This is a genomic window from Citrobacter freundii complex sp. CFNIH9 (genome assembly GCF_002903305.1).
Taxonomy (GTDB): domain Bacteria; phylum Pseudomonadota; class Gammaproteobacteria; order Enterobacterales; family Enterobacteriaceae; genus Citrobacter; species Citrobacter portucalensis.
The window spans coordinates 3,519,596-3,532,877 of sequence record NZ_CP026238.1; the positions used below are offsets into that span (position 1 = coordinate 3,519,596).

At 53.3% G+C, this 13,282-nt stretch carries 15 protein-coding genes; 4 read left to right on the forward strand and 11 right to left on the reverse strand.

All coding sequences use genetic code 11. From position 1 onward, the window contains the following. Positions 1 to 25: 25 nt before the first annotated feature. From cvpA to pdxB, 8 genes are all read right to left on the reverse strand, one after another. Positions 26 to 514 (reverse strand): colicin V production protein, encoded by a 489-nt coding sequence (gene cvpA, locus C2U43_RS18010; RefSeq protein WP_003028129.1) that lies wholly within the window; start codon positions 512 to 514, stop codon positions 26 to 28. 213 nt (positions 515 to 727) lie between these two features. Further along, positions 728 to 1,396 carry a cell division protein DedD gene (gene dedD, locus C2U43_RS18015; RefSeq protein ID WP_003834793.1) on the reverse strand — a complete coding sequence of 223 codons (669 nt, stop codon included), beginning with the start codon at positions 1,394 to 1,396 and terminating at the stop codon, positions 728 to 730. Continuing rightward, positions 1,386 to 2,654: a bifunctional tetrahydrofolate synthase/dihydrofolate synthase gene (gene folC, locus C2U43_RS18020; protein WP_103285589.1), complete on the reverse strand. Its 1,269-nt coding sequence runs from the start codon at positions 2,652 to 2,654 to the stop codon at positions 1,386 to 1,388. The genes dedD and folC overlap by 11 nt, the downstream gene beginning before the upstream one ends. A gap of 192 nt (positions 2,655 to 2,846) precedes the next feature. After that, the gene (gene accD, locus C2U43_RS18025) at positions 2,847 to 3,761 is read right to left on the reverse strand and encodes an acetyl-CoA carboxylase, carboxyltransferase subunit beta (protein ID WP_003834797.1); all 915 of its coding nucleotides are present in this window, start codon (positions 3,759 to 3,761) and stop codon (positions 2,847 to 2,849) included. 149 nt (positions 3,762 to 3,910) lie between these two features. Next, positions 3,911 to 4,570, reverse strand: coding sequence for a DedA family protein (locus tag C2U43_RS18030; protein WP_003028140.1), 660 nt, complete (start codon positions 4,568 to 4,570; stop codon positions 3,911 to 3,913). A 24-nt stretch (positions 4,571 to 4,594) separates the two neighbouring features. After that, positions 4,595 to 5,407 carry a tRNA pseudouridine(38-40) synthase TruA gene (truA, locus tag C2U43_RS18035; RefSeq protein ID WP_003028142.1) on the reverse strand — a complete coding sequence of 271 codons (813 nt, stop codon included), beginning with the start codon at positions 5,405 to 5,407 and terminating at the stop codon, positions 4,595 to 4,597. Then, positions 5,407 to 6,420 carry an aspartate-semialdehyde dehydrogenase gene (locus C2U43_RS18040; RefSeq protein WP_008785360.1) on the reverse strand — a complete coding sequence of 338 codons (1,014 nt, stop codon included), beginning with the start codon at positions 6,418 to 6,420 and terminating at the stop codon, positions 5,407 to 5,409. Before C2U43_RS18040 ends, truA begins: the two co-directional genes overlap by 1 nt. A 68-nt stretch (positions 6,421 to 6,488) precedes the next feature. Further along, the gene (gene pdxB, locus C2U43_RS18045) at positions 6,489 to 7,625 is read right to left on the reverse strand and encodes a 4-phosphoerythronate dehydrogenase PdxB (protein ID WP_079939919.1); all 1,137 of its coding nucleotides are present in this window, start codon (positions 7,623 to 7,625) and stop codon (positions 6,489 to 6,491) included. Positions 7,626 to 7,733: 108 nt separating this feature from the next. Between pdxB and flk the strand changes: the two genes are divergently transcribed. Then, the gene (flk, locus tag C2U43_RS18050; protein WP_003845068.1) at positions 7,734 to 8,735 is read left to right on the forward strand and encodes a flagella biosynthesis regulator Flk; all 1,002 of its coding nucleotides are present in this window, start codon (positions 7,734 to 7,736) and stop codon (positions 8,733 to 8,735) included. Here the strand turns inward: flk and C2U43_RS18055 are convergent. Then, a complete protein-coding gene (locus C2U43_RS18055) occupies positions 8,732 to 9,910 on the reverse strand; it encodes an MFS transporter (protein WP_003834805.1) in 1,179 nt (392 codons plus the stop codon). The two genes, flk and C2U43_RS18055, sit on opposite strands and share 4 nt — an antisense overlap. A 179-nt stretch (positions 9,911 to 10,089) precedes the next feature. Then, positions 10,090 to 10,464, reverse strand: a complete 375-nt coding sequence (locus C2U43_RS18060) for a hypothetical protein (protein ID WP_103286011.1) — start codon at positions 10,462 to 10,464, stop codon at positions 10,090 to 10,092. A gap of 168 nt (positions 10,465 to 10,632) precedes the next feature. On the opposite strand from C2U43_RS18060, the gene C2U43_RS18065 reads away from it, so the two are divergent. The 3 genes from C2U43_RS18065 to C2U43_RS18075 all read left to right on the forward strand — a co-directional run bounded on the left by C2U43_RS18065 (position 10,633) and on the right by C2U43_RS18075 (position 11,927). After that, positions 10,633 to 10,890 (forward strand): helix-turn-helix domain-containing protein, encoded by a 258-nt coding sequence (locus tag C2U43_RS18065; protein ID WP_060683488.1) that lies wholly within the window; start codon positions 10,633 to 10,635, stop codon positions 10,888 to 10,890. Positions 10,891 to 11,040: 150 nt separating this feature from the next. Continuing rightward, the gene (locus tag C2U43_RS18070; protein ID WP_103285590.1) at positions 11,041 to 11,406 is read left to right on the forward strand and encodes a hypothetical protein; all 366 of its coding nucleotides are present in this window, start codon (positions 11,041 to 11,043) and stop codon (positions 11,404 to 11,406) included. 2 nt (positions 11,407 to 11,408) lie between these two features. Then, entirely contained in the window at positions 11,409 to 11,927 is a 519-nt protein-coding gene (locus tag C2U43_RS18075; protein ID WP_071445205.1) for a YbjP/YqhG family protein, read from the forward strand. Positions 11,928 to 11,979: 52 nt separating this feature from the next. Here C2U43_RS18075 and fabB read toward each other — a convergent pair whose 3' ends face one another. After that, complete coding sequence (gene fabB / locus C2U43_RS18080; RefSeq protein WP_038642358.1) at positions 11,980 to 13,200, reverse strand: beta-ketoacyl-ACP synthase I; 1,221 nt, start codon at positions 13,198 to 13,200, stop codon at positions 11,980 to 11,982. Positions 13,201 to 13,282 lie beyond the last annotated feature (82 nt).

A 13,282-nucleotide genomic window follows, 5' to 3' on the forward strand; every position in this document is an offset into this window, starting at 1 on the left:
TCCTCGTTCAGCAACGACCCAAAGTTTATACTTTGGGCAAGAAACTTGACGAGCTTTGCAGATAGTCAAAGAACCATCTGATGATGAAACTGAACTGCGGGATCAGCTGTGACTTACCCCAGTCTTCACTTTTCGACAGACCGGTAAAGGTATCGAGAAAGAACAGTATGGCGGCGACGATCAACGCTCCACGCAAAGCACCGAAGCAGATCCCCAACACCCTGTCGGTACCCGACAGTCCTGTTTTCTCTACCAGTTGGCCTATCACAAAGTTAACGATAGCGCCGACGATAAGTGTCGCGATGAACAGTATCGCGATAGCAATCCCATTTCGAACCAGTTCGTCTTCAAAGCCCGTAAACCAGACAGACAGGTAAGTGTAGTAATGGCTGGCGACAAAGAAAGCACAACCCCAAGTCACCAACGATAATGCTTCACGAACAAAGCCACGGATCAGGCTAACCAGACAGGAAAAACCAATCACCGCGATAATGGCGTAATCAATCCAGACCATATGTGTCCCACGATTTTACGCCCTGTCGTCCTGTTCGGGGCGCATTCTAACAGAAAAAGAAAACGTTTGCGTAGGGATTTCCTTTCCACGCGTAAATAAAAATGGCGCTGAAAAAATCTTCAACGCCATACGATTTTATGCCTCTTCGGGCACTGCCGGATGGCGGTGTAAACACCTTGTCCGGCCTACATCAGAGCAACGTAACGCAATCCCTTAGTTAGGGGTATACCCCATCACCACACCGCTCAAACCAGAGATCTTCTGCAGCTCGCCGAGCGAGTTCTTCAGCTTATCTTTGGAGGCGTCAGGTCCTACGAGAATGCGGGTTATTTTACCCTGCACCGGCGTTGACGGGGAAGTATATACCCGGAAGCCCGCGCCACGAAGTTTACCCACGATCTCATTGACCTTATCCGCGTTTTTCAATGCACCGAGCTGTACAACATACGCTTTGCCGGTTGGGGCTGGCGCTTCCTCAGCGGCCGGTTTCGGCGCTGGAGTCGGTGCCGGCGTTGGCGTCGGGGCGACAGCAACAGGCTGCGGTTTCGGTTTAGGTTTCGGTGGTTCCACAGGCGCAGGGACAGGATCTAACTCCGCGCTGTTTGCCGTCGTCAAACGTGATGGATCCAACGATGGCGCGGCAGCATCACCCGCACGCACCTCTTCTGCCGCCCCTTCCGGCGGCTGAGTCGGCAGCGCCTGCGTTGCTGCAGGCATCATGTCTGGTTCATCGCGATCGCCGGGTTTAGGCACCAGTGGGATCGCTGCAAATTCATCCTGATAATGCTTTTTCTGGCCGTCAAGCAGCCCGGGAAGCACAATTACCCCGAGCGCGACCAGCACAATTGTGCCGACTAATCGGTTCTGAAACTTACTCGCCACCGCTTCTCCCCACGTCTATTACTTCCATGACATGTGCGACAGTGTGAAACGATCCACACACCAACACGGTATCTTCTGGCTTCGCCTCAGCAAGTGCCGCAGCCCATGCCTGCGCCACGCTGTCATAAGCGTTGCCTTTGCCCAGGTGCTCCAGCAGCTGTTCTGCCGTTGCACCACGCGGCCCTTCCAGGGGCGCACAGTACCAGTCGTCAACCACACTTTTCAGCCAGGCCAACGTACCTGCAATATCTTTATCATGTAGCATACCGATAACCGCAAGTACACGCCCGCTTTTCACTAACTTTTTCAGACGTCCGGTCAGATACTCCGCCGCATGCGGGTTATGGGCAACATCAAAAATCACCCGCGGCGACTCGCTCACAATCTGGAAGCGTCCCGGTAAAATCGCTTGTTCGATACCGTCACGAATGGCCTGCTCGCTGACGTTAAGGCCGCTTGCGCGCAGTGCGGCCAGTGCGGTTGCAGCATTAGGTTGTGGCACCTGCGGCAACGGCAGGTGCGCCAGCGTTCCATGAACATCAGTAAACGACCAGTCGTTCTCCGTGACCGCATAGCGCCAGTCCACACCGCAACGTTGCAAAATCGCCCCGCACTCCTGAGCGACATCCGCGATGGTGTAAGGCATTTCCGGTTCGCCGACGATGGCCGGTTTCTCTGCGCGGAAAATCCCTGCCTTCTCACGACCAATACTTTCGCGATCCGGGCCCAGCCAGTCAGTATGGTCAAGCGCAATACTGGTGACTACTGCGACATCGGCATCGACGATATTGGTGGCGTCAAGGCGGCCGCCTAACCCCACTTCCAGAATAACAACATCCAGTTGGGCCTGTTTAAACAGCCAGAGTGCCGATAACGTACCGTATTCAAAGTAAGTCAGGGAAATGTCACCACGTGCGTCTTCAATCTCAGCAAACGAGGCGGTATGAGCTGATTCCGGCAGTTCACGCCCCTGCACGCGTACGCGTTCCGTGTAGCGCACCAGATGAGGCGAACTGTACACCCCAACTTTATAGCCTGCCGCAGTCAGCACAGATTCCAGCGTACGACAGGTTGTGCCTTTCCCATTGGTTCCTGCCACCGTAAAAACAAATGGCGCAGGTTTCAACACACCCAGTTTACGCGCCACCTGGCTGACGCGTTCAAGGCCCAGATCGATGGTTTTACTGTGCAGGTTTTCAAGATAAGAAAGCCACGACGCCAGGGGCGACGCGGCTTGAGGGATACGTTTATTGTCCATGATGCCTGTAGATTCTTTACGTTGAGAAAAGCAAAAGGGCAGCGCCAACCGGCCTGCCCTTTTTTACACGTCGTTTTCCACGTTGCAGATGTGTTGGCTGTACTCGCACTCCCGAATCACTTAACGGTGTAAGTTCATCGGGATTAACACTCTTGTCGCCTGCCTGCAACCCGAAACCCATAGCGTAAACTATCAGGCCTCTGGTTCCTGATCGGGAACCGGAGGTACCACTTCGCCTTCACGCGGCTCATCCGGATTCGGCGCAGGAAGATTCATCAGCTTCGCCAGGATGCTTGCCAGTTTCAGGCGCATTTCCGGACGGCGAACGATCATATCGATAGCGCCTTTTTCAATCAGGAACTCGCTGCGCTGGAATCCCGGCGGCAGTTTCTCACGTACGGTTTGCTCGATAACACGCGGACCAGCGAAGCCGATCAGTGCTTTCGGTTCTGCAATGTTGAGATCGCCCAGCATCGCGAAGCTTGCGGAAACTCCACCCATTGTTGGGTCGGTCAGTACAGAAATATACGGTAAACCGCGTTCCTGCATTTTCGCCAGCGCAGCAGAGGTTTTCGCCATCTGCATCAAAGACATCAGCGCTTCCTGCATACGCGCCCCGCCAGAAGCAGAGAAGCAGATCAGCGGACAGTTGTCTTCCAGCGCCTGCTCAACGGCACGGACAAAACGCGCGCCGACCACAGAGCCCATGGAGCCGCCCATAAACGCGAACTCGAATGCCGCAGCAACGACCGGCATACCGTGGAGCGTGCCTTTCATCACCACCAGCGCATCTTTCTCGCCGGTTTCTTTCTGCGCAGAAGCCAGTCTGTCTTTGTATTTTTTGGAGTCACGAAACTTCAGCACGTCTTTCGGCTCAAGCTCGCTACCCAGTTCCACAAGAGAACCTTCATCTAACAGGCTATGCAGGCGATTGCGCGCCGACATGCGCATATGATGGTCACACTTCGGACAGACCTCAAGATTACGTTCCAGCTCAGCACGGTATAAAACCTGACCGCAGCTATCACACTTGGTCCACACCCCTTCAGGAATGCTTGCCTTGCGGGTGGGAGTAATGTTGCTTTTAATTCGTTCAATCCAGCTCATTGGTGACCTTTCTGCCTGAACCCTAGTCAGCTTTGTTATAAGGGGCGCATAATGCCATTTTTGCCCCTAACAGACCATGAATGTTGCACATTAAAACATAACAGCCCGAAACTTTGGATAAAAAAGTGGTCGAACCGCTGAGTTACTTTCTATTTTGCAGCCCGTGACGCAGCACGCTTATGGCGAATTACTTCAATCACCCCCGGCAATACGGAAAGGACGATAATCGCCACAATCAATAATTTCAGGTTTTCCTGGACGATCGGCAGATCGCCGAACAGGTAGCCTGCGTAGGTGAACAACAATACCCACAGCAATGCGCCTACGACGTTATACATCGCAAAGTGACGGTAGGACATATGTCCCATACCGGCAACAAACGGCGCAAATGTACGCACGATTGGCACGAAACGCGCCAGGATAATCGTCTTACCGCCATGACGCTCGTAGAACGCATGGGTTTTATCCAGGTAGCTGCGGCGGAAAATTTTGGAGTTCGGGTTACTGAAAAGTTTTTCCCCGAACAATCGGCCAATAGTGTAGTTCACCGCATCGCCCACAATCGCCGCCACAATCATCAGTGCCACCATCAGATGAACATTAAGATCGTTGGTTGGCAGCGCAGAAAGCGCACCCGCAACAAACAGCAGCGAGTCCCCTGGCAGGAATGGTGTCACCACCAGCCCGGTTTCACAGAACAGGATCAGAAACAGAATGGCGTATACCCAGATACCGTATTCCGCAACCAGCTCCGCCAGGTGCACATCAATGTGCAGGATAAAATCGATAAGAAAGTAAATCAGGTCCATAGTTTTGCCTTTATACGACTCAAATTAGTCCGCCAGAAATAGCGGGCCCATTGGCGGTTTTGGCAGGTCGAACCGGTCCGGGTAATCTACCGCAACCAGATACAATCCTTCCGCTTTCGCCGTTGCCGCTGCCAGCGTTCTGTCCTTTGCCGCTAACAGTTCTGCTATCCAGCTCTCCGGCTGGTTGTTGGCGCCAACTTCCATCAGGCTGCCGACAATATTCCTGACCATATGATGTACAAAGGCATTCGCTTTAATATCCACCACCACATATGCACCGAAACGTTCGACGTTAATGTGCATCACGTTTCGCCACGGCGTGCGCGACTGACACTGCACCGCTCGAAACGAGGTAAAATCATTTTCGCCAATCAGACACTGGGCCGCACGATGCATACGCTCAGCGTCCAGCGGTTCATAGTAATGGGTTACCCCTTTACCCAAAACAGCAGGGCGCAACCGATGATTGTAGATGATGTAGCGATAACGGCGAGCCGTGGCGCTAAATCGGGCATGAAAATCATCGGGTACAGCTTTAACCCAGCGCACGGCGATGTCACCAGGTAAATTCGCATTTACCCCCAGTGTCCAGGCCGCATCTTTACGCTGGGCAGTGGTTTCAAAATGCACGACCTGCCCAGTGCCATGAACGCCCGCATCCGTGCGTCCTGCACAAAAAACATTGATGCGTTCATTCGCCACCTGAGAGAGCGCTTTTTCCAGTTTTTCCTGAACGCTACGCACTTCGTTCTGGCGCTGCCAGCCATAATATTTGCTGCCGTCATACTCAATGCCCAGCGCAATTTTATGGGTTGACGGCTGTTGCTGGTCAGACATTAGTACAGGTACTCCTGCACCAGTTTTTCCGCAATTTTCACCGCCATTAACGCGCCGCCAAAGCGTACGTTGTCCGCCACAGACCAGAACTGAACCTGCTCTGGCATACCGTAATCATTATGCACGCAGCCAATAGAAAGGTGCGGCGTGCCCGATGCATCGCCAACCTGGGTCGGGAAATCGGTCTCTTCCGACAACACCACGTCTTCACCGCGTGAAAACGCATCGCGCGCTTCTTCCGCCGCCAACGGGCGCAGGGCCTCAAAATTCACCATCTGCGCGTGGCCATAAAATACCGGGGACTGCACGATGCTGGCAGAGATGAGCAGACCATCATCCTGCATAATTTTGCGCACTTCATCAACGATACGACGTTCTTCACGCACGCTACCTTCACGATCGGGCAGCAGCGGCAGCATGTTGAATGCCAACTGACGGCCAAAGAAATCATCTTCGTCAATCGGGATGCCGTTAAGCAGTTTTGCACTCTGTCCGGCCAGCGCATCCACCGCTTTTTTGCCATGAGCGGAAGCTGAGATAATATTGGTCACCGTAATACGCGAAAGCCCACCGTCATCAATCAACGGTTTCAGTGCAGACAGCAGTTGGCTGGTCAGACTGTTAGGCACCGCAATCACATTGCGGTTACGGTAATCCGCCAGCACGAACGGGTTAACGTCCGGAACCACCAGCGGAACGTCTGGCTCAAGCGCGAACAGACCGCTGCTGTCAATCACCAGGCAACCTGCATTAGTGGCTTCTTCTACCCAGGCGGCGGTGGCTTCAGCGCCCGCAACAAAAAATGCCAACTGTGCCTGCGTCCAGTCAAAGTCTGCAACGTCCTGCACTATGACCGATTTACCGTTAAAACGCAGATGTTCACCGGCGCTTTCATTACGCGCCAGCGCATAAATTTCACCGACCGGGAACTGGCGTTCAGCCAGCGTATCGAGCAGGGCTTCGCCTACGGCGCCCGTTGCGCCCAGAATGGCAATATTCCAGCCTTCAGACATGGTGATTTACTCCAAGAAATACGTAAGCGTCCCTGTCGCATTATTCGACAGGGAGCATTAAGAAGACATTAATGTGCCGGATGATGAACAGCGTTAAAACCCAGCTTACACAATAAGGCAGCAGCCGTTGCGTCGTCACACATCACATATAAAGACGACCATTCACGACGCTCAAGGTAATTTTTACGCAGTTTATCAAACTCACCCGGAATTCCAGCGACTTTGCGCAGCGGCGCATCATCGCGGCGCACATCATACACTAAATGCACCAGCCTTTTCAGCGTTGGCTGATCTAACGGGCCATGCAGGGTGATACGACCAAATTCCGGCGCGGGTAACAGGGTACTGAGCGCAACGTGCTGCTCGTGACCAATAAACTTACTATAGGCCTCAAAGACCTGCGTGGTGCCACGCGCTTTTCCTTCGAGGGTATACCCGGCAATGTGCGCCGTGCCGATATCGGCTTTCTCCAGCAACGCCACATTGAGATCCGGCTCTCCTTCCCAGACATCCAGCACAACGCTCAGCGACTGACCGGCATTCAACCGGTTCAGCAATGCCGTATTGTCGATGACCGGCCCACGGCAGGCGTTGATCAGAATAGTGCCCGGCTTCAACCGGCTAATCAGCGCGTCATCCGCCATGTGCAGCGTTTTGTACGGCCCGTCTTTAAACAGCGGGGTATGGAAAGTCAGCACATCGGCTTGCTCAACCAGTTCATCCAGCGAGCAGAAATTGCCTTCGTCACCGCGATCGGCTCGCGGTGGATCGCACAACAGCGTGCGGATCCCCAGCGCTTCCAGACGCGCCTGCAAACGCCCGCCCACGTTACCCACACCCACAATGCCTACGGTGCGATCGCGTAACGCAAACCCGTCGCGCTCCGCCAGCATCAGCAACGCTGAAAAAACATATTCTACGACCGCTATTGCGTTACAACCAGGCGCGGCGGAAAAACCGATCCCCGCCTGCGCAAGCCAGGCGTCATCCACATGGTCTGTGCCAGCGGTTGCCGTACCGACAAATTTAACCGGTTTTCCGCCAAGCAGTGATTCATTTACTTTCGTCACCGAGCGCACCATTAAAGCATCCGCATCATCCAGTTCAGCAACGGGAATCGGACGACCGGGAACCGCTTTGACCTCCCCCAAACGACTGAACAGTTCGCGGGCATAGGGCATATTTTCATCAACGAGGATTTTCACGTCTTTCGCACCTGTTTGAGAACGAGAGTTAACCGGGCAAGTGTGCCATAATCTCGCCGCCAGGCATACTGCGAGACCTGGTCAGCACAGATTTAAGGAACAGAGATGATGCAGCCCATTTCAGGTACGCCCGCACGCCCTCCCGGCGAAGGCCAAAATGCCCCTTCCGCTGCGGGTGAACAACCGCTATCCACGCAACAACGTACTGTGCTGGAACGGCTAATTACCCGTTTGATTTCACTCACCCAGCAGCAAAGCGCTGAGGTGTGGGCCGGAATGAAGCACGATCTGGGCGTCAAAAGTGATACACCGCTGCAATCACGTCACTTTCCTGCCGCTGAGCAAAACCTTAACCAACGACTGGGGGTTGCTCAACAAAATCATGTTAATCGTCAGGTGCTTTCGCAGCTCACTGAATTACTGAGCCAGGGAAATAATCGCCAGGCGGTGAGTGATTTTATCCGTCAGCAGTATGGGCAAACGGCGCTCAGCCAGCTCACGCCTGAGCAGTTGAAGAACGTGCTCACGCTGCTGCAACAAGGACAGCTGTCGATACCGCAGCCGCAGCAGCGCCCGGCTACCGATCGCCCGTTGCTCCCCGCAGAGCACAATACGCTGAACCAGTTAGTTACCAAACTGGCGGCGGCCACAGGAGAATCCGGGAAGATGATCTGGCAGTCGATGCTGGAGTTGTCTGGCGTAAAAAGCGGTGAGCTGATCCCTGCCAAACAGTTTACGCACCTGGTCACCTGGCTGCAGGCGCGCCAGACGCTCAGCCTGCAAAGCGCCCCTACGCTACAAACGCTTCAGGCGGCGCTGAAGCTGCCATTAGAGCCGAATGAGCTGACAGCGATAAAAGAATACGCGCAGCAGACGTATCAGATCCAACCACAATCGATTCTGACCACGGTGCAGGTGCAGGACTTGCTCAATCAAATTTTCCTGCGTCGCGTGGAACGAGAACGTGAGCTCAGCGATCCGCGTCATCTGCAGCCCATTTACAGCCCGTTCGCGCCGATGATTGAAACGGTTAAATCTCTGTCGGCACGACCGGGACTGCTGTTTGTTGCGTTGATGATTGCGTTAGCCATTTTCTGGCTGGTCGCTTAACCTTTACGCAGCGTAAGCAACGTTACAATAATCCCCACCACGGCGGATATCGCCCCGGCAAGGAACACTGAGGGATAACCGTACGCGGTGGCCAGCACCCCGGCGACCGGACCGCTTATACCGTAGGAGATATCCTGAAACGCGGCGTAACCGCCCAGCGCCGTACCGCGAACCTGCGCGGGCACTCGCTTCACCACTTCGACGCCCAATGCCGGGAAGATAAGCGAACACCCGGCCCCGGTTAATGCCGCCCCGAGCAGCGCAATCCAGGCCGATGGGGCCTGCCACAGCAAAATCAGCCCCGCAGTTTCCACCAGCAAAGAGACAACGGCAACCTTCACGCCGCCGAAACGGTCCGGCATCCAGCCAAACAGAATGCGCATCAGCACAAACGCCCCACCAAACGCAGTCAGGGTGAACCCCGCCATCGTCCAGCCGTTGCTGACAAAATAGAGTGAAATAAAGGTACCGATCACCGCAAAGCCAACGCCCTGCAGCGCCAGGCCCAGGCCCGGTTTCCATATAAGCCCGACTACGCTCCATAAAGAAGGACGTTCTCCTGCATGCGCAGGCACTTTACGCACGGTGCCGTTGAATGCCCATGCCAGCAGCGGTAATACCATCGTCGTTCCCGCCAGCGCCGCGAAGCCAAAGTGGCTGTGGATCAACAGGCCCAGCGGTGCACCAGCGGCCAGCGCGCCGTAAATCGCCATTCCGTTCCACGACATCACCTTACCGGAGCGTGTTGGGCCGACCAGCCCCAACCCCCAGGTCAGCGTACCGGTGAGCAGTTGGCTTTCGCCAAAACCAAGGATCAAACGCCCGACGATTAACAACGCAAATTTTACAGGGACAGAAACAGGCAATAGCGCGGCTAAAAGCCACGCCGCGCCCGCCAACCCACAGGCAAACATCCCCTGTAGCGCCGAGCGTTTAGCACCATATTGATCGGCTAAGCGCCCGGCGTAGCCGCGCGTTAATACCGTTGCCAGAAACTGTACACCTACGGCGATACCGACCATAGTATTGCCATAGCCCAGTTCCTGATGCACAAACAGAGGAATCACGGGCAAAGGTAGGCCGACCGTCATATAGGTCAGGAAAACTGCAAAAGCGATACGAAACAGCGAAAAGTTCGCCGAAGGTGTTTTTTCTTGTTGGGTTACAGCTGTCATGCGTTACTCCAAAATGCAGAGTAAGGCGAGGAATGTCCACGCCCCCTCTACCTGACTATCAGGATTAAGGTGCGTTGGATAACGTTAAACGCTTACGCATTATCAAGAGGATAATGTTGAAGCTGGAGTCTGCCTGCGAGTGACCCTGGCTGTCAACTGTGAAAGCATAGCTGTGTGTTTCAAAGCGGTGACTTCTCAACGAACAAAAAGGGAAATACCGCATCAATGCCTTTCGCTCTAAACCTCCCGGTTACCTGTTCACGCTGCTGCGGCGTCAGGAGCCGGAACATCATATCCCAAATCTCTTTGGGCTCGGCTTCCTGCACAATGTTGCGATCAGGCGCCTCTGTTTTCTCATTTTCATTCAGATACGAGCGTACATACAGTGGGAACACAGAAATATGAAATTCCTCGGCCTTAGATTTCGCGCACTTGCGCTTAACGCCCTCCTTCCCTTCACTGTAGGTATTTAAGCGCAGACGTACAGCTGGTGCGCTTCCAGGAAACCCCGGTAATTCAAGACACTCCTTTACCGTGAACCACTCTTTTACCATCAGTTTCTTTCCTTTCTGCTGATGAAATAAAAATATTTTTTCTTTTTCGCGAAATTTCAAATTAATTCTGGCAATATTCCTACGACAAAAAGAAAGTAACGTTCTTTTTTTCTAATTTATACCCTGAAAAATATCGGCACCGATAACACATCTTCTTAGGATTACAGAATGGAACACAAAAGCCAAGACTGGCATCGTGCAGATATTAAAAGTGCACTGGAAAAAAGAGGCATTACGCTCAGAGAATTGTCACGTTCTGCGGGCTTGTCTCCTGATTCGCTACGAAATGTATTTACCCGCAACTGGCCCAGAGCAGAACAGATCATCGCACAGGCGCTGGAAACCACGCCGGACATGATTTGGCCATCGCGCTACCTCTCGAAATCAGAAAAAATAACCGTCACAAAAAATAACCATAAACTATAAATGCGTTACCCATAATTTGCATGGCAGATTAATTTATATCTCAACCAAATATATTCCCGATATTAATAGCACTATCGGTCATGCCCATCAGATTAAATCCTGTTAAAGCAATACACGAACTTATTACATATTCTTTTAACAGGAGTCATGATGAGCTGGAATAAAACAGCAGCAACAAATTATGCGAAATCACATGCAGGCGCGCATTCTCAGAAGCGCTGTGCAGAATTTACCCGCAAAGCCATTCAGGCAGGAAGTATCTCTCTTGGGAATACCTACCATGCTAAAGATTATGGACCGCTGTTAAAAAACGCAGGATTCCGTCCTATCGGCACATTTGAACAACCCAGAGCAGGAGATGTCGTCGTCATTCAACCTTATGAGGGAGGAAACCCAAGCGGGCATATGGCGATATTTGACGGTCAGGAGTGGTACTCCGATTTTAGACAACGTGATATGTGGGCGGGGCCAGGCTATCGGGCGGCAAAGCCTTCATACACTATTTACAGGAAGTAGTAATGAAAGCGTTCCCATTGATTGCTCTAGTTTTGTTACTTTGTAGCTGTTCTTCATCACGCAGTGACAGCACTCAGGATGTTAAACAATTCTATCTCGCGTGGATGTCCGCCTACACACAAGATCGAGATACGTCCGCGCTCATGCAACGTTATGTGGCGAAAGACGTTATCGACCGTCTGGCGCTGATTGGCAGCCTTTACGAGCAGGAAATAATAAATTCTGACTACTTTATGTACGTGCAGGATTACGACCCTGAATGGATCCCGCGGCTACGGGTTGGAGCAGTTCAGCCCTTTCTCGGTGGCGAAAAGGTGGAAGTACAATTAGGTGGACCGGCAGGCGAAGCGCCCATGCAACTGGAAGTGTATACGCGTTGGGAAGAGGGTCGCTGGAAAATTTATCGCGTGCGGGATCTGGGCAATCAATTTGAACAGCCAATCTACAGCGCCGGTGATATCGCACACGCCAAGGCATGGTCTGCGGAGATCGCACCGGAGTACGAAAAGATGAATAGATAAAAAAGGGGAGCCATCAGGCTCCCCTTTGCATCTCATTTTTCATTTTGCAGACTTATGCTTTCAGCTTACGCATAACCAGCGTTGCGTTAGTGCCGCCAAAGCCGAAGCTGTTAGACATCACAGTAGTCAGCGCCTGCTCGGTCGGTTTAGTCACGATGTTCAGACCTGCCGCCTGCTCATCCAGCTCTTCAATGTTGATGCTCGGCGCGATAAAGCCGTGTTCCAGCATCAGCAGAGAGTAGATAGCTTCCTGTACGCCAGCTGCGCCCAAGGAGTGGCCGGTCATGGCTTTAGTCGCAGAGATTGCCGGGCTGTTGTCGCCAAACACTTCACGAATTGCCCCCAGCTCTTTCACGTCGCCTACCGGGGTAGAGGTACCGTGAGAGTTCAGGTAGTCGATCGGGGTGTCTACACCGTGCATCGCCATTTGCATGCAACGTACTGCGCCTTCACCAGACGGAGCAACCATGTCTGCGCCATCGGACGTTGCGCCGTAACCGACGATTTCCGCGTAGATATGCGCGCCACGTGCCAGCGCGTGTTCCAGCTCTTCAACCACGACCATACCGCCGCCGCCTGCAATAACGAAACCATCGCGGTTTGCGTCATAGGTACGGGAAGCTTTGGACGGATCGTCGTTGTATTTAGTAGACAGCGCGCCCATGGCGTCGAATTCACACGCCATTTCCCAGCACAGCTCTTCGCCGCCGCCAGCAAAAACGATGTCCTGTTTGCCCAGCTGAATTTGTTCTACCGCGTTACCGATACAGTGCGCAGATGTCGCACAAGCAGAGCTGATAGAGTAGTTTACGCCGTGGATTTTGAACGGCGTTGCGAGGCAGGCAGAAACGCCGGACGCCATCGCTTTGGTGACCACATACGGGCCAACCGCTTTCAGACCACGCGGGCTACGCATTGCGTCAGCACCGAACACCTGAAAACGCGGGGAACCGCCGCCGGAACCTGCAATCAGGCCAACGCGCGGGTTGTTCTGGTAATCTTCTGCTGCAAGGCCGGCATCAGCCACTGCCTGTTCCATAGAAAGGAATGCATAGATGGATGCGTCGCTCATAAAGCGCACTACTTTGCGGTCAATGAGGCCAGTGGTATCCAGTTTTACGTTGCCCCAAACGTGGCTACGCATGCCGGAGTCCTTCAGCTCCTGAGAGAAAGTGATCCCTGAACGTCCTTCACGCAGAGATGCCAGGACTTCCTGCTGGTTATTACCGATGCTGGAAACGATGCCCAAGCCAGTAATCACTGCACGTTTCATTCAATACCTCTGTAAGTCGCACTATTTTAAAGTTTCGAGTGGCACAATAGCGTACACTTGTACGCCGAACAAGTCCGATCAG